Annotated in this window: 38 protein-coding genes; 2 read left to right on the forward strand and 36 right to left on the reverse strand. The window is 69.9% G+C overall.

Translation table 11 applies throughout. From position 1 onward, the window contains the following. Positions 1-8 precede the first annotated feature (8 nt). From ABTZ58_RS10050 to ABTZ58_RS10065, 4 genes are all read right to left on the reverse strand, one after another. The gene (locus ABTZ58_RS10050) at positions 9-239 is read right to left on the reverse strand and encodes a hypothetical protein (protein ID WP_351353005.1); all 231 of its coding nucleotides are present in this window, start codon (positions 237-239) and stop codon (positions 9-11) included. Between the two features lie 220 nt (positions 240-459). Next, on the reverse strand, positions 460-624 hold the full coding sequence (locus ABTZ58_RS10055; RefSeq protein ID WP_351353008.1) for a DUF8839 family protein: 165 nt from the start codon (positions 622-624) through the stop codon (positions 460-462). Next, on the reverse strand, positions 621-881 hold the full coding sequence (locus ABTZ58_RS10060) for a hypothetical protein (protein WP_351353011.1): 261 nt from the start codon (positions 879-881) through the stop codon (positions 621-623). Before ABTZ58_RS10060 ends, ABTZ58_RS10055 begins: the two co-directional genes overlap by 4 nt. Continuing rightward, positions 878-1,354 carry a DUF6907 domain-containing protein gene (locus tag ABTZ58_RS10065; RefSeq protein ID WP_351353014.1) on the reverse strand — a complete coding sequence of 159 codons (477 nt, stop codon included), beginning with the start codon at positions 1,352-1,354 and terminating at the stop codon, positions 878-880. The genes ABTZ58_RS10060 and ABTZ58_RS10065 overlap by 4 nt, the downstream gene beginning before the upstream one ends. Before the next feature lie 249 nt (positions 1,355-1,603). Between ABTZ58_RS10065 and ABTZ58_RS10070 the strand changes: the two genes are divergently transcribed. Then, positions 1,604-1,774 carry a hypothetical protein gene (locus tag ABTZ58_RS10070; RefSeq protein ID WP_351353017.1) on the forward strand — a complete coding sequence of 57 codons (171 nt, stop codon included), beginning with the start codon at positions 1,604-1,606 and terminating at the stop codon, positions 1,772-1,774. A gap of 90 nt (positions 1,775-1,864) precedes the next feature. Next, positions 1,865-2,626, forward strand: coding sequence for a helix-turn-helix domain-containing protein (locus ABTZ58_RS10075; RefSeq protein WP_351353019.1), 762 nt, complete (start codon positions 1,865-1,867; stop codon positions 2,624-2,626). Positions 2,627-2,688: 62 nt separating this feature from the next. Here ABTZ58_RS10075 and ABTZ58_RS10080 read toward each other — a convergent pair whose 3' ends face one another. From ABTZ58_RS10080 to ABTZ58_RS10235, 32 genes are all read right to left on the reverse strand, one after another. Next, on the reverse strand, positions 2,689-3,252 hold the full coding sequence (locus ABTZ58_RS10080) for an HNH endonuclease signature motif containing protein (RefSeq protein ID WP_351353022.1): 564 nt from the start codon (positions 3,250-3,252) through the stop codon (positions 2,689-2,691). Positions 3,253-3,462: 210 nt separating this feature from the next. Continuing rightward, on the reverse strand, positions 3,463-4,095 hold the full coding sequence (locus ABTZ58_RS10085) for a hypothetical protein (RefSeq protein WP_351353025.1): 633 nt from the start codon (positions 4,093-4,095) through the stop codon (positions 3,463-3,465). 55 nt (positions 4,096-4,150) lie between these two features. Further along, the gene (locus tag ABTZ58_RS10090) at positions 4,151-4,552 is read right to left on the reverse strand and encodes a hypothetical protein (RefSeq protein ID WP_351353028.1); all 402 of its coding nucleotides are present in this window, start codon (positions 4,550-4,552) and stop codon (positions 4,151-4,153) included. Continuing rightward, positions 4,549-4,674, reverse strand: a complete 126-nt coding sequence (locus tag ABTZ58_RS10095) for a hypothetical protein (protein WP_351353031.1) — start codon at positions 4,672-4,674, stop codon at positions 4,549-4,551. Before ABTZ58_RS10095 ends, ABTZ58_RS10090 begins: the two co-directional genes overlap by 4 nt. Before the next feature lie 49 nt (positions 4,675-4,723). Continuing rightward, positions 4,724-5,269: a hypothetical protein gene (locus ABTZ58_RS10100; protein ID WP_351353034.1), complete on the reverse strand. Its 546-nt coding sequence runs from the start codon at positions 5,267-5,269 to the stop codon at positions 4,724-4,726. Continuing rightward, positions 5,266-5,487: a hypothetical protein gene (locus ABTZ58_RS10105; RefSeq protein ID WP_351353036.1), complete on the reverse strand. Its 222-nt coding sequence runs from the start codon at positions 5,485-5,487 to the stop codon at positions 5,266-5,268. The genes ABTZ58_RS10100 and ABTZ58_RS10105 overlap by 4 nt, the downstream gene beginning before the upstream one ends. Beyond that, on the reverse strand, positions 5,484-5,723 hold the full coding sequence (locus tag ABTZ58_RS10110; RefSeq protein WP_351353039.1) for a helix-turn-helix domain-containing protein: 240 nt from the start codon (positions 5,721-5,723) through the stop codon (positions 5,484-5,486). Before ABTZ58_RS10110 ends, ABTZ58_RS10105 begins: the two co-directional genes overlap by 4 nt. Beyond that, on the reverse strand, positions 5,720-5,938 hold the full coding sequence (locus ABTZ58_RS10115) for a hypothetical protein (protein ID WP_351353042.1): 219 nt from the start codon (positions 5,936-5,938) through the stop codon (positions 5,720-5,722). The genes ABTZ58_RS10110 and ABTZ58_RS10115 overlap by 4 nt, the downstream gene beginning before the upstream one ends. Positions 5,939-5,991: 53 nt before the next feature. Beyond that, on the reverse strand, positions 5,992-6,210 hold the full coding sequence (locus ABTZ58_RS10120) for a hypothetical protein (RefSeq protein ID WP_351353045.1): 219 nt from the start codon (positions 6,208-6,210) through the stop codon (positions 5,992-5,994). Between the two features lie 74 nt (positions 6,211-6,284). Next, on the reverse strand, positions 6,285-6,590 hold the full coding sequence (locus ABTZ58_RS10125; RefSeq protein ID WP_351353048.1) for a hypothetical protein: 306 nt from the start codon (positions 6,588-6,590) through the stop codon (positions 6,285-6,287). Between the two features lie 50 nt (positions 6,591-6,640). Then, entirely contained in the window at positions 6,641-6,916 is a 276-nt protein-coding gene (locus tag ABTZ58_RS10130; RefSeq protein WP_351353051.1) for a hypothetical protein, read from the reverse strand. A 19-nt stretch (positions 6,917-6,935) separates the two neighbouring features. Beyond that, on the reverse strand, positions 6,936-7,220 hold the full coding sequence (locus tag ABTZ58_RS10135) for a hypothetical protein (protein ID WP_351353054.1): 285 nt from the start codon (positions 7,218-7,220) through the stop codon (positions 6,936-6,938). Next, on the reverse strand, positions 7,217-8,602 hold the full coding sequence (locus ABTZ58_RS10140) for a replicative DNA helicase (protein WP_351353057.1): 1,386 nt from the start codon (positions 8,600-8,602) through the stop codon (positions 7,217-7,219). Before ABTZ58_RS10140 ends, ABTZ58_RS10135 begins: the two co-directional genes overlap by 4 nt. Beyond that, a complete protein-coding gene (locus ABTZ58_RS10145) occupies positions 8,599-9,309 on the reverse strand; it encodes an ATP-binding protein (protein WP_351353060.1) in 711 nt (236 codons plus the stop codon). Before ABTZ58_RS10145 ends, ABTZ58_RS10140 begins: the two co-directional genes overlap by 4 nt. Position 9,310: 1 nt before the next feature. Beyond that, the gene (locus ABTZ58_RS10150; RefSeq protein ID WP_351353063.1) at positions 9,311-10,156 is read right to left on the reverse strand and encodes a hypothetical protein; all 846 of its coding nucleotides are present in this window, start codon (positions 10,154-10,156) and stop codon (positions 9,311-9,313) included. Between the two features lie 86 nt (positions 10,157-10,242). Continuing rightward, positions 10,243-11,949 (reverse strand): DNA cytosine methyltransferase, encoded by a 1,707-nt coding sequence (locus ABTZ58_RS10155; RefSeq protein WP_351353066.1) that lies wholly within the window; start codon positions 11,947-11,949, stop codon positions 10,243-10,245. Next, positions 11,946-12,332, reverse strand: coding sequence for a WhiB family transcriptional regulator (locus tag ABTZ58_RS10160; protein ID WP_351353069.1), 387 nt, complete (start codon positions 12,330-12,332; stop codon positions 11,946-11,948). Before ABTZ58_RS10160 ends, ABTZ58_RS10155 begins: the two co-directional genes overlap by 4 nt. Beyond that, a complete protein-coding gene (locus tag ABTZ58_RS10165) occupies positions 12,329-12,520 on the reverse strand; it encodes a hypothetical protein (protein WP_351353072.1) in 192 nt (63 codons plus the stop codon). The genes ABTZ58_RS10160 and ABTZ58_RS10165 overlap by 4 nt, the downstream gene beginning before the upstream one ends. After that, positions 12,517-12,888, reverse strand: a complete 372-nt coding sequence (locus ABTZ58_RS10170; protein WP_351353075.1) for a hypothetical protein — start codon at positions 12,886-12,888, stop codon at positions 12,517-12,519. The genes ABTZ58_RS10165 and ABTZ58_RS10170 overlap by 4 nt, the downstream gene beginning before the upstream one ends. Before the next feature lie 65 nt (positions 12,889-12,953). Then, positions 12,954-13,727 carry a recombinase RecT gene (locus ABTZ58_RS10175; RefSeq protein WP_351353078.1) on the reverse strand — a complete coding sequence of 258 codons (774 nt, stop codon included), beginning with the start codon at positions 13,725-13,727 and terminating at the stop codon, positions 12,954-12,956. Beyond that, complete coding sequence (locus tag ABTZ58_RS10180) at positions 13,724-13,900, reverse strand: hypothetical protein (RefSeq protein WP_351353081.1); 177 nt, start codon at positions 13,898-13,900, stop codon at positions 13,724-13,726. The genes ABTZ58_RS10175 and ABTZ58_RS10180 overlap by 4 nt, the downstream gene beginning before the upstream one ends. After that, on the reverse strand, positions 13,900-14,790 hold the full coding sequence (locus ABTZ58_RS10185; RefSeq protein ID WP_351353084.1) for a YqaJ viral recombinase family nuclease: 891 nt from the start codon (positions 14,788-14,790) through the stop codon (positions 13,900-13,902). Before ABTZ58_RS10185 ends, ABTZ58_RS10180 begins: the two co-directional genes overlap by 1 nt. Continuing rightward, positions 14,790-15,068: a hypothetical protein gene (locus ABTZ58_RS10190; protein ID WP_351353087.1), complete on the reverse strand. Its 279-nt coding sequence runs from the start codon at positions 15,066-15,068 to the stop codon at positions 14,790-14,792. Before ABTZ58_RS10190 ends, ABTZ58_RS10185 begins: the two co-directional genes overlap by 1 nt. A 126-nt stretch (positions 15,069-15,194) precedes the next feature. Then, positions 15,195-15,635 carry a hypothetical protein gene (locus ABTZ58_RS10195; protein ID WP_351353090.1) on the reverse strand — a complete coding sequence of 147 codons (441 nt, stop codon included), beginning with the start codon at positions 15,633-15,635 and terminating at the stop codon, positions 15,195-15,197. Then, complete coding sequence (locus tag ABTZ58_RS10200) at positions 15,632-15,919, reverse strand: hypothetical protein (protein ID WP_351353092.1); 288 nt, start codon at positions 15,917-15,919, stop codon at positions 15,632-15,634. The genes ABTZ58_RS10195 and ABTZ58_RS10200 overlap by 4 nt, the downstream gene beginning before the upstream one ends. 3 nt (positions 15,920-15,922) lie before the next feature. Beyond that, positions 15,923-16,126 carry a hypothetical protein gene (locus ABTZ58_RS10205; RefSeq protein WP_351353095.1) on the reverse strand — a complete coding sequence of 68 codons (204 nt, stop codon included), beginning with the start codon at positions 16,124-16,126 and terminating at the stop codon, positions 15,923-15,925. After that, positions 16,123-16,365, reverse strand: coding sequence for a phiSA1p31-related protein (locus tag ABTZ58_RS10210; protein ID WP_351353098.1), 243 nt, complete (start codon positions 16,363-16,365; stop codon positions 16,123-16,125). Before ABTZ58_RS10210 ends, ABTZ58_RS10205 begins: the two co-directional genes overlap by 4 nt. 130 nt (positions 16,366-16,495) lie before the next feature. Then, on the reverse strand, positions 16,496-17,227 hold the full coding sequence (locus ABTZ58_RS10215; protein WP_351353101.1) for a hypothetical protein: 732 nt from the start codon (positions 17,225-17,227) through the stop codon (positions 16,496-16,498). After that, entirely contained in the window at positions 17,224-17,493 is a 270-nt protein-coding gene (locus ABTZ58_RS10220) for a hypothetical protein (RefSeq protein WP_351353104.1), read from the reverse strand. Before ABTZ58_RS10220 ends, ABTZ58_RS10215 begins: the two co-directional genes overlap by 4 nt. Beyond that, entirely contained in the window at positions 17,490-17,837 is a 348-nt protein-coding gene (locus tag ABTZ58_RS10225) for a hypothetical protein (protein WP_351353106.1), read from the reverse strand. Before ABTZ58_RS10225 ends, ABTZ58_RS10220 begins: the two co-directional genes overlap by 4 nt. A 138-nt stretch (positions 17,838-17,975) precedes the next feature. After that, positions 17,976-18,260 carry a hypothetical protein gene (locus ABTZ58_RS10230; protein ID WP_351353109.1) on the reverse strand — a complete coding sequence of 95 codons (285 nt, stop codon included), beginning with the start codon at positions 18,258-18,260 and terminating at the stop codon, positions 17,976-17,978. After that, positions 18,257-18,475, reverse strand: a complete 219-nt coding sequence (locus tag ABTZ58_RS10235; RefSeq protein ID WP_351353112.1) for a helix-turn-helix domain-containing protein — start codon at positions 18,473-18,475, stop codon at positions 18,257-18,259. Before ABTZ58_RS10235 ends, ABTZ58_RS10230 begins: the two co-directional genes overlap by 4 nt. Positions 18,476-18,591: the final 116 nt, after the last annotated feature.

The following is an 18,591-nucleotide window of genomic DNA, read 5'->3' on the forward strand; positions in this document are numbered from 1 at the left end:
TCAGGGGGTCAGGCGGCGGCCGGCTCGTTGAAGCCGTCCAACTGGTCGAGCAGGTCCGGGTCCGCGGCCAAACGGATCTCCGCGACACGAGCCCGGTCACGCCGGGCGACGGCGGCGGCATAGTCGGCGAACAGGTCGGAGATGCTGAGCATCTGCAGCGCGGACACCGGCGTCGTCGCACGGACGTACTGGCCGAGGTCGGTGTGGGCGTGGTCGGCGGAGAACAGGTACGGAGACATGGCGGTGGATCCTCACTGGTCAGGTGGGGCGGAAAGGGGGTGGGCACCGCGGGCGGCGGGGAAAGGGGGTGTCCGGCCGCCGCCCGCGGCGGATCAAGGGGTTAGCGCTGCCGAGCCCGTCGAGCGGCCTCGGCAGCCGCGGCGGCCTGCTTCGCCGCCTCGATACTCCGGCGGGCCTGCTCGGCGAGCGCCTTCGCGGCGGCGCCCTGCTCGGCGGGGCTCACGACGAGGCCTTCGGCACAACCAGGAACGTGTCGGCGTCCAGGTCCATGACGACCGTCGCCGGAGTGCCAGCCGCGGTCAGCTCGGCGGCCTTCTCCTCCGCCGGCCACGAGCCGCGCGGATTGCCGGCCGGGATGCGGTCGAAGACCTCGCGGGCGCTCACGCCACACCACCGATCAGATCCAGGCGGCCGGCGTCGGCGAGCGTCTTCCGGGCGGCGGCCATCAGATCCTCGGCGTGCGCCAGGGAGTCCGCGTCCAGGTCGGACAGCCTGTCTGCCTCCGCCAGCGCCGCCAGCTGCACCACGTGCACGGCAGCCGTCTCGTACTGGGTGACCGCCTGGATCAGCGGGAAGTGCGACTCGACACGGGCCTGCGCCTCAACGGCAGCCGGCGACAGCGGGGCGGTGGGGGCGCTCATGCCGCCACCTCCGCCGCGTGCTGGTTGTGCAGACGGGCGGTGCGGGCGTTCTCGCGGAGCTTCGCGGCCAGCCGCTCCAGGCCGGCGGCGGTCTCGTCCGCCATGTCCGGCGTCAGGTAGGCGTCCACACTGCCCGCGTCACCGACGATGACGTGCGCGGCCCGCATCTGCTCGTCCTTCGACATCGGGTCGCAACCGATCGACGTGGACAGCGTGTAGACGGGCTTGTCGCCGTTGAAGAACGAGGGAACGTGGACGGCGAGCTCCTCGCCGGTGTGGTCGAGGTCCTCCAGGAAGTGGACCCACTCCGTGAGGTGGTTCGTGGTGCACCAGTCGGGCTCGGACACGAACACGATCTTCTGCTCGGGGCCGGGGGCGCCGATGCCCACCGGGGCGAGGTGGTGACCCGGCGCAACGGCCGGGAAGGGCGTGATGGTACCCAGGGGTGCCTGGGTAGACTCCTGCTTAGCCATGAGGGGACCCTTCAGAGATTCCTCGTGGTGAGGGCCGGCCTGCGAGTGGAGTCGCGGTGTCGGCCCGTTTCGTTTTGTGTGTGCTGGTGGAGCAGCACGGATGTCCCATCCGGACCGGTGGAGCGGCCCGAGTGGCACTCCACTAACGTAGCGCCTTCCCTAGACCGTGGCAATCCACTGTGGGAAGATTTCGCCATGCCAGCCGGAGTCCACCTCAAGAGAGCACGCACATACCGACCTGACCCAGACGTGTACGACCGCGCGAAGGCGGCCGTCGAAGCGCTGGGCGACGGCAAGGACGCGACCATGAACGCATACATCAACGCGTTTCTGAAGTGGCTGGTGCACGACACGGACGAGCTGCCGCCGCGCCCGCCGAAGCCGGAAGTCGGCGGCGGTAATCCGCGTGGAGATGGGTGATCTGCCATGCCTACAAGGTGGCAGCCGTCCGGCACGCTCCGCGACGACATCTAAGGCGACATCTCGGCGTCATCCCGCTACCGTGGATGCATGACGACCCCAAACACCACGCTCCGGGCCGTGCGCATCTCGATGATGCTCAGCCAGGACGACTTCGCTACAGCCCTCCGAGAGGCTGGCGAACGGGCTGGGTATCCACTCGACGCCAGCAAGCGCCTCATCCAGCGATGGGAATCTGGGGCCATCGCCGTCCCCAGCCCTCGCTACGCCCGCGCCCTTGAGGCCGTCACCGGCATGCCGATCGACACCCTCGGCTTCGCCTCTCCCGCCATGGCCCGCGTAGCCGACGACGGAGCCGGCGGCCACGACGTGCACCCCTCCCCCGAGGGAGTCGCCGCACCGAGTTCCGCCCCCACGCCGCAGGCCTCGCCACGCGCCAACTACTCCGGCGTCTGGCTCTCGAAGTACGAGTACTTCTCCAGCGGCCGGGACTCCAGCTTCGTTGGCATGCACTACGTGGTCGTACTCCAGCACGGCAACCGCCTCACCGTCCGGTCGCTGCCGGAAGCCTCATCGAACCCCAACTCGCCACTCACCATGGACCTCACGGTGGACGGGGGCGTTGTCACCGGCACCTGGGTCGAGCAGACCGCCACCGACGGCTACTACCGGGGCGCCCGCTACCACGGAGCGATCCAGATGCTCATCGAGCCGACCGGCCGACGCATGGCCGGCAAGTGGGTCGGGTTCGGCAAGGACTTCGACATGAACACCGGGCCGTGGGAGCTGCGACTCCAAGACCACTCAACGAGCCAGAAGACGATCGCCAAGTACAGCCGGGTGCCCGAGTGAGAGCAGACGCACGAAGGCGCCCCGGCCGATCGGCCGGGGCGCCTTCGTTGTAAGCAGTTGCTTCACACTTCGCGAAGCTCCCTCTTGATGCGCTGCACGTACCCATGGCTCCAGCCAAGCTTCACCGCAAGCTGCGCCGTACTCAGCTCCGGGTGACGGGACATCGCTTCCTGCACCCGCTTCTTCGCGGCCCCGCTTGCCGGCCGGTACCCCTTCTCCCAGAACCTCCTGTTGGCACGGTCACGGCCGCAGGCGCGGCAGTTACGCGCACCGCCCTTTGTCAGATAGGTGTTCTCCGGGGTGAACTCGTGACCGTTGTCGCAATGGGTTTTGACTCGGTTTACTGCTGGCGCGCCAATCCCGCGAAGGACGTTCTCACGACGCGTAACGGGCTCAAGGTGCTGGGGATTCACGCACAGAGGTACGCGGCAGAGGTGGTCGAGCACGAGCCCTTCAGGAATCTCCCCGCAGGTGAGTCGATAGGCGTACCGATGAGCTCCAGTTGATCGCTGGTTCTTTCCGCTCCCCCAGAAGAAGAGCCCGTAGCCGTTTCGTGACTGCCCTTGCCAGAGCCAGCAACCGTCAGTCTTCTCAACCTTGCTCCAGAAGCGTTCCTCGTCGCTCATGCGCCTGGGAACGTGCCGCGGGTTCCCGTACCGCCACCAACGGTTGTAGTGGCTCTTACACCATCCGCGCCCGTAGTGCGGGCCCCCGCATATGGTGCAGGTAGTCTGTTCCATGTCGACTCCTTCACAGTCGGCTCGCCCCGGTGCGGTAGCCGCCGCATCCGGGGTTTCTATTTTGCCAGGAGTTGCCAGCCGATTGGGCTACTTCAGCTAGGCCGCCGCACTCCTTTCAGCGATTGGCAGACTCATCAGTTCGGCGTGCCGATACTCCGTGGAGCAACCGGGACAACTGCAGTCGTCGGTATCGAGAGTGACCTTCAGAACGTAACCGCACCCACACACAACAGGAACTCTCCTTGGTGCGCGCTCTCCGGTTATCAGGCGCTCAGCTGCCCTTACGGCGGACCCGATCTCTTGGTTGAAATCCTTGAGCGCCGGATGACGGGATGCGGCCCGGGTGAGGTTGAGGCGGAGTGTGGCGATGGCGGTGTCGACGCGGTGCTGGAGCCGGCCGCCGGCCCCGCGGCGGGCGAGCCCGTAGGTGGCCCAGTCCTCGACCCACGTCTCCAGTGTGGACACCAGGCCCCCGTTGGCGGTCATCGTGAGCACAGCTTCGTTGCAGGGCATGGCGCGGCCGGGGGTTCCCGAGACGGCGGGCCCGTCGCTGCCGCGGCCGGGCTGGATGCGCAGGCAGAGCCGGGCGTACAGCCCGGCGGGCCCGGCCAGCTTCCGCAGGTCCTGGTCGATGCGGTGCTCGCACGGCAGGCAAATGAACCTGCCGGTTTCGTGGTCGAGCAGCTGGCGCGGGCAGATCACGCAACGGGGCGACGGGGCGTCGAGCATGGCGGGCTCCTTGGTGCGGGCGGTGCGGGCTATCGGCGGGGCTGGGTGCGGCGGGTTACCGGGGAGGCTGGAATGTCCACCAGCCGTCGTAGCCGTCGGGCAGGGCCGGGTAGTTGGCGAGCATCGGCCGCAGGATCGCGAGGTGCTGTTCCTGCTGCTCAAGCGTGACGTTGCCCCAGTACGAGGTGCCGTCCCATCGGCCGTGGCAGTCGCCGCCGTATCGGCCGTCGGTGTAGCGCTCCAGGAACTGGCGGGCGTCGGTCGGCTCGGGATCGTCGATGAGCGTGTGCAGGTCTCCGATGCAGGCGACGGGCTCGGTCTTGCGGCCGCGGAACCAGACGGCGTTGACCGTGTACCAGGCCCAAGTTTTGCCGGGTTGGCGTTCCGTTCGGCGGAAGGAGGCGAGGTCGACGGCGTAGGGCTTGCGGCTGATGAGGAACTTGGTCTCGCGGATCACGGCGTCTCCTGTCGGTTGCGTGCTGCTCGCCGCCGTTTCCGCACCTGCCGGTCGTGCCGGGCGAGGAGTGGCCAGGCGGTGAGGGCTGCGGCGAACGCGGCGGCGAGCACGGGCCAGGTCACGTCGGCTCCTGGTCGGCTTCGTCGATGAGGCGAAGGGCGTGGAGGTCGCTCACTGCCCCTCCCCGGCGTACTTGGCGGTCCAGTGGGCGCGGTCGACCTGGGCGCATTCGGCGACGCTGGGGCCGGCGTCGAGTGCGGCGTCGAGCCGGCTGTGGAGCTGCGTGAGGCCCGGATAGTTGCGGCGGAGCCATTGGGCCGCCTCGCGCATGCGCTCGACGGCGGCTTCGGCGTCCTGCAGTTCGGGGCGGCGGCGGTCGAGGATGCGCTTCCGGCGGGCGCTGGTGTTCTTCTCCTCGGCGAGGTCTTCACGGAGCTGGTCGAGTTGGTTGTAGAGGGCGTCGAGTTGCTGTTGGGTGATCGTTGCGGCGGTGGGGCGGCCGGCGGCGCGCTGGGCTTCGCGTTCGGCGGCTTGTTTGCGGGCCCAGTAGATGGCGCCGCGGGGCTGTGGGTCGCCGTCGAGGCTCTCAGTGCCCGTCTGCGGCCCGTTGAGGGGGTCGGAGCCTCCCGAGACACCGACTTCGGGGGTTGAGGCGCTCTCAGGGGCCTCTGAGGCCGTCCCTGGGGCCTGTTCGTTGGGGTGGGAATCTACGGTCACGACTCACTCCGTGGATCTGTGATGGTTTGGGGCGATTCGGTGCCCATGCGGAAGGCTGCGAGCTCGACGGCCTCGGCGATGGACAGTTCGCCGTCGGCTTCGGCCCACATCTGGGCGGCCCGACGGGACAGTTCGTCGGTGAGCGCCTGCTGCTCCGGCGTCATCGACGGGCGGCCCTTGCGGCAGCGCGGGCCGGGCGCGAAGTCGTGGATGCTCATGCGGCGGCCCCCCTCGGGGCGTCGGGGACGAGGATCTGGGCGGGGCCGATCTCGCCGACGGCCAGCGCGATGGCGACGGCGTTGGCGCGGTCGCGGGCGCCCAGCAGCCGGTAGATGTCGGCGAGGTGCCGGTTCACGGTCACGGGGTGGATGCCGAGCAGGCTGCCGATGGAGGCGTTCGTGTGGCCGTTCGCGACGAGGGTGAGGATCTGTCGGCGGCGCGCGGTCAGCTTCACGGCCGCCTCCCCTGCCGCGGCACCCGTCCGCCGGTGCCGCGTTTGATGCGCCCGTCGGGGGTGAGCTTGCCGTCGGCGGTGGCGAGCATGCGCATGGCGCGGTCCATGACGTCCTCGGGGCGCTGGCCGGGGTAGCAGCGGCGGATGATCTCGGCGGTTCGGGTCGTCACCCGCAGCAGGGGGCGACGTGAAGGCGGGGCGGTCTGGTCGGTCACTGGTCCTCCAGGGGTGGGGCCGGCCGAGCGAGACGGCCGGCCAGGGCGGGTGGTCAGGCGGTGGCGGCGGTGAAGCACGAGCGGCAGTTCCGGTCCCCGCACGGCTGGCCCGCAGCGTGAGCCGCCGCAACTCGCTGCAGTTCGGCGCGGATGGCGGGGTCGTCGACGATGGCCCCTGCGATGAAGAACGCGAGCTTCCACGTGTCGACGTGGCAGTTGATCCGCTGGGCGAGCAGGTGGCGGAGGCGGTCGTCGGCGGGCGGGTACGTCATCGGGTTCCTTCCGGGTGTGGGTACGGTGGTCACCAGGCCCGGCGGTGCTAGCTCCACCGCCGGGCCGTCTGCGGTCACGGGGCAGGGGTGGCGGCGTTGATCGCGCGGGCCACGGCGACGGCGTGCGGATCGGGGCCGATCTCGACGGCGTCCCGGGCGGCCGACTGCAGCCAGCGGGCCAGTTCGATCACGGCGGCGGGCGGAAGCGCACCGGCGAGGTCGCCTGAGGCGCCGCCCATGCCGTTGGTGAGGCCGTCGCGCCACGCGGTGGTCGGGTTGTAGGGCTTCCAGTAGTCGCCGGTCTCCAGCTCATGCTGGGCGGCCTCGGCGAGCGGGCGCAGCGTCTCGGCTGCGGCGCGGAGTTCTTCGGCGGTGCTCATCGGTGTCTCCTTGTGTGGGTGGCCAGGCGGGCGTCAACGCGCGGCGGGCATCAGGCGGCGGGCTTGTGCTGGCAGTCGGCCCACGCGACGACCGGCGGATACGAGTCCGCTTCGGCCTTCCGCGGCTCGGAGCAGGCCTCGCAAATCTCCATCTCGTGGAAGTGCGAGCAGGTCTCCTTGCCGGGGATCTCGTCGCCGTCGTCGGTGTAGAACTCGTCGCACTCGTGCTCCCAGCACTCCTGGTAGGCGACCTCGATGGTCACGGGCCGGTGCTGTGGCGTGGTGGTCTTCGGGAGGGGGCGGGCGTGGTCGTGGATCGCGGTCATGGGTTCTCCTCGATGGGTGTTAGGCGGCGGGGCGCTGGGGCTGGTGGGTGGCGCGGCTGGCGGGGTTGCCGCCGCACTTGGCGCACGTGCACTGGTCGGGTGGCGGGGTGGGGCCGGTGGCTGCGGTGCCGAGGGGCCAGCCGCCGGCGTGGGTGATCCGGTAGCCCGGGTCGGGGACCGCGGTCAGGGGCGGCTCGGGCTTTGGCGCCGGCTTGGCGGCCTGACTCGCGAGGTACTTGAAGTAGTCGCGGAGGCTGCCGTCGGCGCGCATGGCGGCGATGTCTTCGATGCTCGGCTGGTTCATGAGGTCTGCGCCATGTCGATGAAGCGGCTGTAGTGGCCTTGGAACGCGGTGGTGATCGTCGCGGTGGGACCGCCGCGGTGCTTGCCGACGATCAGGTCCGCTTCGCCGGCTCGGGGACTCTCCCGGTCGTAGGCGTCTTCGCGGTGCAGCAGGATGACGATGTCGGCGTCCTGCTCGATCGCCCCGGACTCGCGCAGGTCGGACACCATCGGCTTCTTCTCCTGCCGCTGCTCGGGGCCGCGGTTGAGTTGGCAGAGGACGATGACGGTGATCCCGAAGTCCTTGGCGATGAGCTTGAGGTTGCGGGAGATCTCGGCGACGGCCTGCTGCCTGTTCTCGGCCTTCGGCGCTTGCATGAGCTGCAGGTAGTCGACGATGACGAGCCGGAGCCCGTGGGTGCGGACGAGGTTGCGGATCCTGCCGCGGAGGACGGGCAGGGACAGCAGGGCCCCGTCGTTGATCCACAGGGGTGCGGCGGCGATGTCGGGTGTGCGGCGGGCGGCCCGCTGCATGTCGTCGTCGGTGCAGATGCCGTTCTTCAGGTGGTGCAGGGCGATGCGGGCTTCGGCGGACAGGATCCGGTCGGAGAGTTCGTCCTTACCCATCTCCAGCGACTCGAACAGGGTGGGGATCTTGTAGCGGATGGCGGCGCCGCGGGCGAAGTCGGCGGCGAGCGTCGACTTGCCCATGGCGGGCCGGGCGCCGATGACAACCAGCTGGCCGGGGGCCCAGCCGCCGCTGAGGAGGCTGTCGAGGTCCATGAATCCGGTGGGGATGCGCTGCTCGTTGGTGGGCGGGGTGGTGGCGCGTTCGATGCTGTCGAGGAGGAGGTCGCCGATCGGGGCCATGTCGGCGTCGTCGGGGGCGCGGACGACGCCGTCGAGGTCGGCCTGGATGGCGGCGACGTCCTGGTCCTCGTCGAACGCCGGGGAGGCGCCCTTGAGGATGGCGTCGTAGCCGAGGGCGACGACCCGGGCGGCGACGGCCTTCTTGGTGACGCGGCGGGCGTACCAGGAGGCGGCCCCGGGGTGGGCCTGGCCGTACAGGTCGAGGAGCTGCTCGGCGGTGGGCGGCCGGGTGGCCATGCGGCCGTCGGCGTGCCACGTCTCAAGGAGGCGGTGGACGGCGAGGTGGCGGAGTTCGCCGGCCTTGAACTGGGTCTGGAGTTCTTCGACGGCCCACCACACCCACCGGTAGGCGTCGGTGGTGATGTCGGCGGGGTCGAAGCCTTCGGCGCCGAGCTCGTCGACGACGTTGGGCTGCTGCATGGCGGTGGCGACGAGGACGCGTTCGGCTTCGACGTCGCGGGGCCGCTCGGGCATGGCGGGCGCCGCGGCGGGGGCGAGGTCGTCGGGGGCCCACATCTCGGTGTCGGTGGTCACGCGGCGGTCCTCCGGCGGTCGTTGCCCTTGATGGCGACGCGCTGGCACATCTCCCGCAGCCGGGAGGTGACCCGGTCGCCGAGGCGGTCGCGCAGGGTGCCGGCGTCGGCGTTGGAGGTGAACAGGGTCGGAAGGTGCCGCTCGTACCGGTAGTTGATCAACCGGAAGTTGACCTCCTCCGTGAACTCGGTGGGCTTGCGCTCGGCGCCGAGGTCGTCGACGAGGAGCAGCCGGGCGTCCCGGTAGTGGCGGAACTCGGCCTCCGAGTCGATGCCGTGCCGGGGGCGGAGCGCGGCGTACAGGTCGGCGGCGGTGGTCACCTGCCACTGGGCGTACACGCCGGTGACGGCGAGCTCGCGCATTGCGCCGTAGGCCTCGTGGGTCTTGCCGACGCCGGTCTGGCCAAGGAGCAGCAGCGACGGGCCGTGGATGACGGAGGCGATCGGCGAGTTCCGCTCGTCCTGCTCCTGCTTGGCGGTGCCGACGAGCGTGTCGATCCAGGCGCGCAGTTCGGGCAGCGAGGTGAGCGCGGCGCGGTAGTGGAACGGGACCAGGCCGGCGGCTTCGGCGTAGGTGTAGCGGGCGACGTTCTGCGGGCTGTGGGGGTCGAAGTCGTGCAGCTGGATCCAGTCCGGGTCGAGGCCGCGGGCGGCGAGCAGGGGGGCGAGGTTGGCGCCTCGCAGGTTGTTCGGCGGGATGTACTGCATGTCAGAGCTCCTCGTCGTAGACGGATTGGTCGGTGGGGTTGCGGTACGGCTGGTAGCCGCCGGAGACGGCGCGGAGAGGCGGTCGGCCGTTGGCGTCGGGTTCGGGCTGGGGCGGGAGGTCGCGCCAGCCGGGGAGGAAGTAGCGTGCGGATTCGACCGGGGTGCGACCGGCTACCTTGACGGCGAATGCGGCCATGGCTTCGACGCCGCTCTTCTTGATCAGCGAGTGGATCTGGAACCACTCGCTTTCGCTGAGACCCCAGCGGACGAGTACGTCGGCGTGGGTGATCCGGTCGACGAGCGGGCGGGCGAATTCGGGGATGGCTGGCGACGGCTTAGGAGCCCTCGCTCCCCCTTTCCCGCTAGCTAGCTTTCTTGAGGGGTCTGAGGAGTCTGAGGAGAAGGGGGTAGCCCCGGCTCCTTCAGAAGGAGCCCCTGCTACCCCTGAAGAAGCCACGGCTACCCCTTCGGGGCTGTAAGGGGTAGCCGTGGCTACCCCATGGGGTAGCCCCCGCTCCTCCTTAGGGGTAGCGGTGGCTACCCCTTCGATCCGGGGGATGCGGAACGTCATTCGCCGGCCAGGCACCGCGTACAGCGCCCGTCCGTCCCGCCCCTTGCCGATAGGAACCCTCAGCTCCCAGCCGGACGCCGCCAACCGCTTGAGGGCGTTGCGGACGACGTTCGTGTCCTTCGCCGCGGTCCAGCGAGCCAGATCCTCAAGAAGGGCGTAACTCTCACGCGTGCGCTCGTTGGCGTCGTCGGCGATCTCCAGCGCGACCGCGCGCTGGAGGCCGGTGATGTCCGGCCCAAGCGCCTCGCGCAGTTGGCGGCGGAGCTCGTAGCCCATGGGGTTCTCTCTTCTCGGTGAGCTGGCGACGGTTGGCTTGTCGGTGCTGGCGGGTCAGGGTCCGGCGCGCGGCCGGCGGACCGCGGTCACGCGGCCAGCGCCGTCTCGGGTGAGGTGTGCCGGTCCAGTTCCTGGCCGGTGATGGCTTCGACGAGGGCGCAGACGAGGACTTCGGCGGCATTGGGGGTGACGGCGTTGCCGTACTGTCGGACCTTCTCCCGCTTGTTGCCGAGGACGACGTACTCGTCGGCGAAGCTCATGGCCCGGCCGATCTCGTGCGGTTCGAGCATCCGGAAAAGCACGTCGTTGATGTCGACTTCGCCGCGCACCAGGGCGTAGCGGTCGCGGGTGGTGAGGGCACCGATCGGCTCGTGCACGGACCGCGGCGCGCCGTTGCCGTAGTAGGGCACGAGCATGTGCTCCCACGTGAGCAGCGACTGGTGTCTGGCCGTCGTCATCGTGCGAAATGGCTCGGCCGACGAGGTGCAGTGCTCGCCGCCGTCGCCCTTGCTGCCGTTGTTCCGCATCACCATCGCGGGCATGGCCGGGGCGACGAGACCGTGGTGATTGCCGGAGGCGGTGACGGTGGCGAGGGACTCGGTGACCGGGCGGGCGACGGATCCGCCGCCGCGGAGCTCGGCGATGAACGGCAGCCACGCCAGCCCGGTCTCGTTGCGGGTCGTCATGGCGCGCAGCGGGGCGTGCGCGGACGCGGCGCTCTTCCCGTCCCGCCCTTCGACGGGAATCATCAGCGGCGGCACCATCAATGCGTCGTTCTCGCGGGTGGTGCGAGCGGGCATCGGCTCCCCCACCGAGACCGCCGCGTCCCGCCATGTGCCGCCGGCCGGGACCATCATCGGCACGGGCCGGGCGAACTTCCGCAGGCCCGCCTCGATGCGCTTGATGGTCTTCTCCGCGAGCGGCTTGGCCCGGTCGCCGATCCGCTGCCCCGGGATGGACCAGTCGATCGCCGCGGCGGCCGGGAGGGCGTCGGGCTCGACGATCTGGTTGCGGCAGCTGATGTTCGGGCAGCGGTAGACGTACTGCTGCCGGTAGCGGCCCATGTCCCGCTTCGGGTCCTTGAACACCTGCATGGCCTGGACGTAGGTGTCGCAGCCGGAGCACCAGGCGCGCGGGCGCAGCCACTTGTCCCAGTCCGGGTCGCGGCCCAGGGACTCGTGCCAGTAGCCCACGTACAGGCGGTCGCGGGACTGGGGCGCCGCGTGCACGGACCGCGGGTTGGCGTGCATCGAGTTCAGCGCGATGATCCGCGTCCGGTAGCCGAGCTTGTGGATCTCGCCGATCCAGCGGTCCCACTGGTCCCAGGCGCGGACGTCGGTGACGTTCTCGACGATGCCGGCCTTTACCAGGCCGCCGCGCTCCTGCACGCCGCGCAGGTACAGCGGCACCTCCTCCATCAGCGCGCGGGATTCTTCCTCGGCGGACGGCTCGTCGTCCTCGTCGGTCGCGGCCAGGAGGTCGAGGAGGCTGCCCTGCATGGCGCCGACGAAGTCCCGCTTCTTGCCCTTCGCCACGGACCAGTTGGTGCACTCGGGGGACGCCCAGAAGATGTCGGTCACCGGCCAGTCCCAGACGGGGGCCTTCCGGATGTCACCCTGGTAGTGGCTGGTGGTGGGGAAGTTCGTGGCGTGTGACTCGATGGCAAGCTTCCAGTGGTTCGCGGCCCGCTCGACTCGAACCCCGGGTACGGCGTGCACGCCCTGGCTGGAGCCGCCGGCGCCGCAAAACCAGTCCATGACGGTGAGCGCGTCGTTGTCGTGGCGGTAGCTCATGCGGCTTTCCCCATCTGCTTGCGGTTGGCGGCGGTGACGCGCCAGACGGTGCGGACATCGACGCCGACGTGGTCGGCGATCTGGTAGGCGTCCATCCCGCCGCGGGCGGTGAGGCGGAGGATCGTCTCGTGGGTGTCCCTGCGGCGGGCGTTGCGGCGGCTGGCGGCTCGGGCGCGGGGGGCTTGTCCGCCCCACACTCCAAAGCGCCAGTTGTGGGCGGCGTCCTGCTCGACGGCCTGGGCGAAGCTGCTGCACTGCTGCTGGACGGGGCACTGGCCGCAGATCTTCTTGGCGTCCTGGTAGCTGCCACCACTGTCGACGTGGAACAGGGCGGGATCGACTTGGGCGCAGAGGGCGTCTTCCATCCAGTCGTAGCGGCTCACGGCTTGGTCTCCTTTCGGTGTGCGGTGGGCAGTGCGCTGATGCGGCGGCAGGTCCACAGGTCGGTGGTGTCGGTGGGCGGCTGGTTGTCGGCGGCGGCGGGGAGGTGGCGGCGCTCGCGCCGGATGGTGACGATGGCCATCACGAAGCCGGGGATCAGGACGGCGGGCACGAGCCAGGCGAGGTTCATGCGGCCGTCCTCCGGGTGCGTGCGGCGCGGCGGCGGGCGGCGATCAGTCGGCCCTTCGCGGTGAGCGTCCAGACCGCTATGCGGTGCCCGTGGGTGTTCTCCTGTGTGGACGGCACCATCTGGCCGGTGTGGGCGATGATCCCGGCGGTGCGCAGCGAGTTGATGGCGGCGCCGAGGAAGCCGCTTCCCAGCTCCGGCAGCTGCTCGCGGATCTGGTTGCAGCTGAAGGTGATGTAGCGCTCCCCGAAGTGGAGCACGGCCTGCTCGACGAGGAACCGGTCCCAATCGGAGTGGCGGGCGATGTCGTCGAGGAGGGCGTCCTTCTCGGTGGACGCGAGCCGCTCGGCAACAGACAAACGCTTCGTCATCTGGTGTCCTTGGGGTAGCGGGGCTGGCCGCGATTCGGGCGCGGCCAGCGCCCCGGCGGGTAGGGTCAGTCGACGAGCTCGCCCTCGATGGGGCCCTCGTCGTCGGGGTCGGTGTCGTCGATGACGGGCGCCGCGGGGAGGGCCGGCCGGTCGGACGCTGCGGCCGTCGGCAGGGCGAGCTTCTCGGCGGAGGTGGGCACCCACTTACCGAGGCGACGGACCGCGGTCTTGAGCCACATAGCCTCTTCGTCGGTGCGCCACGGCGAGTACTCGGTGTTCGCACCGTCGGCCTTGGCCTTAGCCCGGTCGATGTCGTTGCGGTTGAGGACGACGACCTTGGAGACGGCGCCGCCGCGCATCACGGCGTAGGCGTAGGCGCCGACGAGGGGCCCGCGGTCGCCGAACCAGTCGACTTCGTGGATGGGCCGGTCGTGCCGGCCGGGCACGTACTCGAAGCGGTCGTTGCGCTTGACGACCTCAACGACGACGGAATCGGCGGCGCCCGCGTTGTAGATCAGCTCGACGATGCCCTGGTAGCCGACGATGCCCTGGACTTCCCAGACGCCCTTGCGCTTGATGGGGCGCAGGTAGAACTGCTCGGTGCCGGGCTCCAGGCCGAGGCGGGCGGCGGTCATGAGGGCGCTCATGAGGCTGCCGGGGCTGCTGCTGGCGGCGGTGGCGAGCTTCTCGTTCTGGCGGAGCACGCCGACAGCCAGGCGGGCGAAGGTGTCGACCTTGACGTGGCTGGCGGCGACGAGGGCGAGTTCGGGCTTGTACTGCTCGATGACGGCGGCCGGGCCCTGGTCGCGCTTCTCGATGGCGTTGCCGATCTGGCTCATGCGGTTTCTCCGGCGGTGATGTTGATGGGCGTCATGACGTAGGTGGCGAGGTCTTCACCGGCGGGCGACAGCAGCGCCAGTTCGATGCCGCGACCGACGAGCCACGTTTCGAGGTGGGGCCACACGGCGGGGTGGACGACGACTTGCCGCACCTCGTCGGGACGGTCGGGCATCAGGCGGCTTCCTTCTGCTGGTAGGGGTGGAGGGAGTAGGTCGCGCCGTCGCGGACGGTGCGGTAGGCGATGCGACGGTCGCCGCAGACGGCCCGTCGGCCGTTGCCGATAAGGTCGAGGACTTCGCCGCGGACCTGGGTGAGGTCGGCGGAGGCGGCGGCCAGCGCGCTGTAGGCGTGGTCCCAGCGGGCGACGAGCTCGGCGGGGATCTCGACGTCGCGGTCCTCGATCCCGTCCGGCTGGACGCGGATCGTCTGGTAGGTGTCGGTGGCGCCGTCGATCGGCGGCCGGTTACCGCGGCGGACGTCGTCGAGGAACCGCTCGGCCGCGTCGCGGAGGATCTTCGCCTCGGCCTCGTCGTACTCGACGACGTACTCGCGGTAGTCGTAGGGGAGGATCAGGACGGCGAGTCGAGCCGGCCGATGAAGCCCGAGCGTGTCCTGCTGCCACAACACCTGGCAGCGGTAGTGCACCGGGAACTCGTCGCTGCCGTCCGGCCCCCAGCCCTCGGGGGAGGCGGCGGTCTTGATCTCGACGATGCTGTCGCCGTGCAGCCGGTCCGGGGTGGCGCGCTGCCACTCACGCTGCCGGTGCTTCCAGGTGCCGGTGTGCAGCAGCGGGTGCTCGGGGTGGCGTTCGGCGAACTCCTCGGCCACGTCGTCCTCGAAGCGGACGCCCCACTTCATCTCCGGCGACGGTTCGAACGGCGCGGACGGCAGGCCGGCCTTCTTGTGCCACAGCGTGAACTTCGACGTCCAGGGCGATAGACCGACTACGGCGGCGATCTCGGTGGCCGTGATGCACAGACCCTTACGGGCCGCGTTCCACTCCGGTGTGCCGGGCGTGAAGGAACCGAGCAGGATGCCCTCGGGGGCGGTCGCGGTGGCCATCACCACGGGACGTTCGGGTTGGAGTCGACGGCCACCGTCTCGCCCTGGGCGATCCGCTGGAGGGTGGCGATGCCTTCCTCGTCGTACTTGGCGAGCAGGACGGCGCGTCCGTAGTCGGGGAACGTGGCGAGGAGCTTGGCCCGGTTGATCATGTCGGCGCGGTCGATGAGGGTGATGAGGGATTCGGACCAGTCGCCGGCCGGGTAGCCGCCGCGGCCGAAGTGCGACAGGACGTGTGCGGCAACCTCGGCCGGGATTGTGGTGGTTTCTGTGCTCATGTGCCTCTCCTGAGGGTGTGCTGATGGATGGGCCCGCCGCCTGCGGAGGGGGGGTGCCGCTTGGCGGCGGGCCCTGGTTGCCGCGGAGCACTGGGGTTGCTCGACGCGGCCGTCTTCGGTTGTGGCTCAGGCGGTGCGGCCGGGGTCGGTGACGGGCCGGATACCGACGGCGTCCCAGAGCGGCCGGACGTCGATGGGCCCGGTGGCCTGGTCTTCGGGCCCGTCGATCGGGCGGATCATGGGCGGCACGTCGATCCGGTTGGCGTTGGCTTCGGCCGCGAGGTGCGGGCCGAAGCGGGCCTTCAGGGCGAGGGCTTCGTCGCGCCAGTAGTCGCGCTCCTCAGTGAGGGAGTCGACGGTGGCCTGCTGCTGGACGACGATCTCCTGCGCCTCACCGAGCTGGTGGTGGGCGACGGTGAGGTCCCACCGCAGCAGCGCCACCTCGTCGCCCGCCGCGCCGAGCGCCGTCTCCAGCTGCTGCTCGCGCTCCCGCAGCCGCTCCACCTCGTCGATGGCGCGGCGCCGGCCGTGGCCCTTCAGGGTGGGTATCAGGTCGTTGAGGGTCACGACTTGACTCCGCCATCAGTGACCGGCGTGAGGCGGGCCGGGCAGAATGCGGCGGCCTTCTCGCCCGCGAGGCTGAGCCACATGAACTGGCCGACGGTCAGAGCCCGGTCGGTCTGGAAGAAGCAGTCCGCCAACTCGGGACGGCCCATCTCGGTGAGCTTCGGCTTCAGGTGCGGGATTGCGTGGGCCGCAACGGTGCGAGCCGCCTGGTTGCGGTTGCTGTAGTCGACGGTGATCGGCGGGACGGGCCACGCCGGGCCGAACTCGATCCGGTAGGTGCTCACGGTCTACTCCAGTCCGGTGCGGTCGATGTAGCCGGCGGCTGCCGTGTCGGCGAAGTCGCGGGCGGTGGTGAGTCGGTGGTTGAGGTTGCGCGCCTCGTCGACGGCCGTTTGCTGGGCGGCGATGATCGGGCGGGCGCGGCGGATGTACAGGCGCAGCAGGGCGTTGAACATTCCGGCCGTCGGCGACAGGTGCGCCGGGGCGGTCACGCCGCCTCCAGGACTTGCCGGTACATGGCGGAGGTAGTCGGCTGCTGCTCGGCGAGCACGGGCCCGTGGGCGGCGAGCACGGTCGGCAGCGGCAGCACGGTGGAGATGGGCCCGTTGAGGCGCTGCATGAGCGGGTCGCCGGCGTCGGAGATGTCGCAGGTCCACAGCCAGCGGGAGCCGTCCAGGGCGACCTGCACGCGGTCCAGGTCGATGACCGTGCCGTTGAGGTCCGTGGTCACGACGCGGAACCTCCCTGGCGGCGGGCGTGCTTCCTGCGGCTGCGGGCCGATGACCGGCGCGGGCGGCCCGTCGGGTTCAGGCCCACACGCGGATCCGTCGGAGCCGAGGGCTGCTTCTTCTGCTGCTCGCTCACGCGGCCACCTGCTTCCGGGCGGCGTCGTACTGGGCGATGCCCCAGACGGCGGCGTGGCACTGGTAGACGAAGTGGTAGCTGAGCTTGTGGATGGACCACTCGGTGAAGTCGTCGAAGTCGAAGCCTTCGGTTCGGCGGATCTTCACCTTGTGGGCGTCGCCCTTGCCCTTGTGTGTGAGGGCGTTCCAACAGACGGCCGAGCTGTACGAGTCGTGGTCCTCGCCCTTGCCGCAGGAGCATTCGGAGCGGTACTTCACGCCGTGCTCGAACTCGCTGATCAGCTGCAGCGCGGTGCCCTCGTTGTCGAGGAGGTGGCTGTCGAGGATCTCCTCGCGGACGGCGGCGCGAAGGCCGCGCGGCGCCCATCCGTCGCGGATGGCCTCAGCGACACGCTCCTTCACCTGACGCACGAGCCGGTCGCGGTCGTACTCGCGCACCGAGGCGTGGCCGTTGACCAGCTTCGACGCCCACGAGTCCGCGTCGACCCGCAGGCGGCGCAGCCAGCAGAACATGTCCTCGGTGTCCTGGCCGTACCGCTCGAAGTGGTACGAGCCGTGCGAGCCGGCCACCAGCAGGTTGTACGGCCACGTCACCAGCACGAGACGGTTCATCGACTTCGGGGCGGTGAACTCGATGTGCCGGAAGAGGCCGTCCTCGCGCTGCGTCTTGAGGGTCGCCCCGGCGAAGTCGCGGGCGAAGTGGCGGGCGATCTCGGGGTAGTCGGTCATCGCTGGCCCTCCATGGCCTCGAAGGCGGCGCGGCGCTCGCGGTCGGACTGCAGGGCGGTCCACCAGCAGTAGAAGAGGGCGTCCAGTGCGGCCGGCTTCTCCTCCTCCGGCAGGCAGTCGAAGGCGATACGGCCGATCTCCTCGACCTCGAAGCCCTCCGGGTGCGTCTCGCGGAGCAGCTCCTCCGCCTCGTTCCAGGCGGCCTGGAAGGGGGACAGCTGCGGGAGCTTCGCGGTGATGGCGTCGAACGGGGTCAGGTCGTTCACGACGCACCGCCAGTCGATGCGGCCTCTGCGATGGCGTCGGCCATGGAGCGAACCTCTGCAGCCGACTTGGGGCAGGCCGTCGCGCCGCCGGGGTAGACCAGCTGAATCAGCCGCTGAAGCTGCGACTCCTCCCTCTGAGCCCACTCGATCGCGGCCTGCCGGGAGTCGGTCTTCGTGAGCCGAATCCACTCGGCGTCCCATTCGTCGCTGGATCCGCTGACAGCCTGGCTGAGCAGGTAGTGGCCGTGGGAGACGGGGATCCCCACCCTGCTGGTTCGGGCGTCGTCTTCATCCATGAGATTGGCGAAGCGGCGGAGGGCGGCAGCATCACTGTCGGGCTGCACGCTTCGGGTCTGGGATGATGGCTTCACGTGAAGCCCCTTTCGTTTCGTGAGGTTCGTCAGGGGTGGATCAAGGCCGTTCCCCGTGCTTGGCCGTTCGGGGGCGGCCTCTTTGCCGCTCAGGCGGCGGCGCGGGCCGGCTCAGGCGGCGACGGTCGCGCGGGCCGTCTTGGCGAACGGCTTGACCGTGTAGCGCTCGACGAGCGCGAGGATTTGGGCGCCGGTGAGGTAGTTATCGCGGCCGTTGAAGACGTAGTCGATCTCGCGGCGGGCGATCATGTCGGCGATGGTGCGGCCCGAGAACGGTGCCCAGCGGGCCGCTTCGTAGGGCGTGTAGTGGAAGTAGAGGCCCTCGTCGGTCTGCGGGGCGGGGAGGTTCTCGCGGATCTTCGGGGTCCGCGTCTTGGTGGCCCTGGGGGCGGTCACGGCTTCTCCTGGGGGTGATCGTCATGGGTGATGGCGGTGTGGGGCACGCCGTACACCTCCGCGAGCTTGTGGATGTTGAGGTCGCTCAGACCGGCTTTGCCGTTCTCGACCTTGGACAGCTGGCCCTTGTCGATTCCGGTCAGCTCTTGGACTCGATCAAGGCTCAAATTGCATGCCTTGCGAGCCGCTCTTATGGCGTAGGCGTGCGGTCTCACGCTTTAGAAGCTAGCCGCTAGTTGAGCGGTAGGCAAGCCTCAGTGTCGCGCCAATGCTCGCCTCGCAAGCGTCGGAAACGGGGCGTGCGCCCCGTACTGCCCGGTAAGCCCTGTGC

It is taken from the genome of Streptomyces sp. NPDC094143 (genome assembly GCF_040303825.1).
Classification (GTDB): domain Bacteria; phylum Actinomycetota; class Actinomycetes; order Streptomycetales; family Streptomycetaceae; genus Streptomyces.

What these genes read in the sequence shown, in the direction of transcription:
- ABTZ58_RS10050 (WP_351353005.1), bottom strand. Translation starts at nt 239, where the DNA reads ATGTCTCCGTACCTGTTCTCCGCCGACCACGCCCACACCGACCTCGGC.
- ABTZ58_RS10060 (WP_351353011.1), bottom strand. Translation starts at nt 881, where the DNA reads ATGAGCGCCCCCACCGCCCCGCTGTCGCCGGCTGCCGTTGAGGCGCAG.
- ABTZ58_RS10065 (WP_351353014.1), bottom strand. Translation starts at nt 1,354, where the DNA reads ATGGCTAAGCAGGAGTCTACCCAGGCACCCCTGGGTACCATCACGCCC.
- ABTZ58_RS10075 (WP_351353019.1), top strand. Translation starts at nt 1,865, where the DNA reads ATGACGACCCCAAACACCACGCTCCGGGCCGTGCGCATCTCGATGATG.
- ABTZ58_RS10080 (WP_351353022.1), bottom strand. Translation starts at nt 3,252, where the DNA reads ATGAGCGACGAGGAACGCTTCTGGAGCAAGGTTGAGAAGACTGACGGT.
- ABTZ58_RS10085 (WP_351353025.1), bottom strand. Translation starts at nt 4,095, where the DNA reads ATGCTCGACGCCCCGTCGCCCCGTTGCGTGATCTGCCCGCGCCAGCTG.
- ABTZ58_RS10105 (WP_351353036.1), bottom strand. Translation starts at nt 5,487, where the DNA reads ATGAGCATCCACGACTTCGCGCCCGGCCCGCGCTGCCGCAAGGGCCGC.
- ABTZ58_RS10120 (WP_351353045.1), bottom strand. Translation starts at nt 6,210, where the DNA reads ATGACGTACCCGCCCGCCGACGACCGCCTCCGCCACCTGCTCGCCCAG.
- ABTZ58_RS10125 (WP_351353048.1), bottom strand. Translation starts at nt 6,590, where the DNA reads ATGAGCACCGCCGAAGAACTCCGCGCCGCAGCCGAGACGCTGCGCCCG.
- ABTZ58_RS10130 (WP_351353051.1), bottom strand. Translation starts at nt 6,916, where the DNA reads ATGACCGCGATCCACGACCACGCCCGCCCCCTCCCGAAGACCACCACG.
- ABTZ58_RS10135 (WP_351353054.1), bottom strand. Translation starts at nt 7,220, where the DNA reads ATGAACCAGCCGAGCATCGAAGACATCGCCGCCATGCGCGCCGACGGC.
- ABTZ58_RS10145 (WP_351353060.1), bottom strand. Translation starts at nt 9,309, where the DNA reads ATGCAGTACATCCCGCCGAACAACCTGCGAGGCGCCAACCTCGCCCCC.
- ABTZ58_RS10150 (WP_351353063.1), bottom strand. Translation starts at nt 10,156, where the DNA reads ATGGGCTACGAGCTCCGCCGCCAACTGCGCGAGGCGCTTGGGCCGGAC.
- ABTZ58_RS10155 (WP_351353066.1), bottom strand. Translation starts at nt 11,949, where the DNA reads ATGAGCTACCGCCACGACAACGACGCGCTCACCGTCATGGACTGGTTT.
- ABTZ58_RS10165 (WP_351353072.1), bottom strand. Translation starts at nt 12,520, where the DNA reads ATGAACCTCGCCTGGCTCGTGCCCGCCGTCCTGATCCCCGGCTTCGTG.
- ABTZ58_RS10170 (WP_351353075.1), bottom strand. Translation starts at nt 12,888, where the DNA reads ATGACGAAGCGTTTGTCTGTTGCCGAGCGGCTCGCGTCCACCGAGAAG.
- ABTZ58_RS10175 (WP_351353078.1), bottom strand. Translation starts at nt 13,727, where the DNA reads ATGAGCCAGATCGGCAACGCCATCGAGAAGCGCGACCAGGGCCCGGCC.
- ABTZ58_RS10180 (WP_351353081.1), bottom strand. Translation starts at nt 13,900, where the DNA reads ATGCCCGACCGTCCCGACGAGGTGCGGCAAGTCGTCGTCCACCCCGCC.
- ABTZ58_RS10185 (WP_351353084.1), bottom strand. Translation starts at nt 14,790, where the DNA reads ATGGCCACCGCGACCGCCCCCGAGGGCATCCTGCTCGGTTCCTTCACG.
- ABTZ58_RS10190 (WP_351353087.1), bottom strand. Translation starts at nt 15,068, where the DNA reads ATGAGCACAGAAACCACCACAATCCCGGCCGAGGTTGCCGCACACGTC.
- ABTZ58_RS10215 (WP_351353101.1), bottom strand. Translation starts at nt 17,227, where the DNA reads ATGACCGACTACCCCGAGATCGCCCGCCACTTCGCCCGCGACTTCGCC.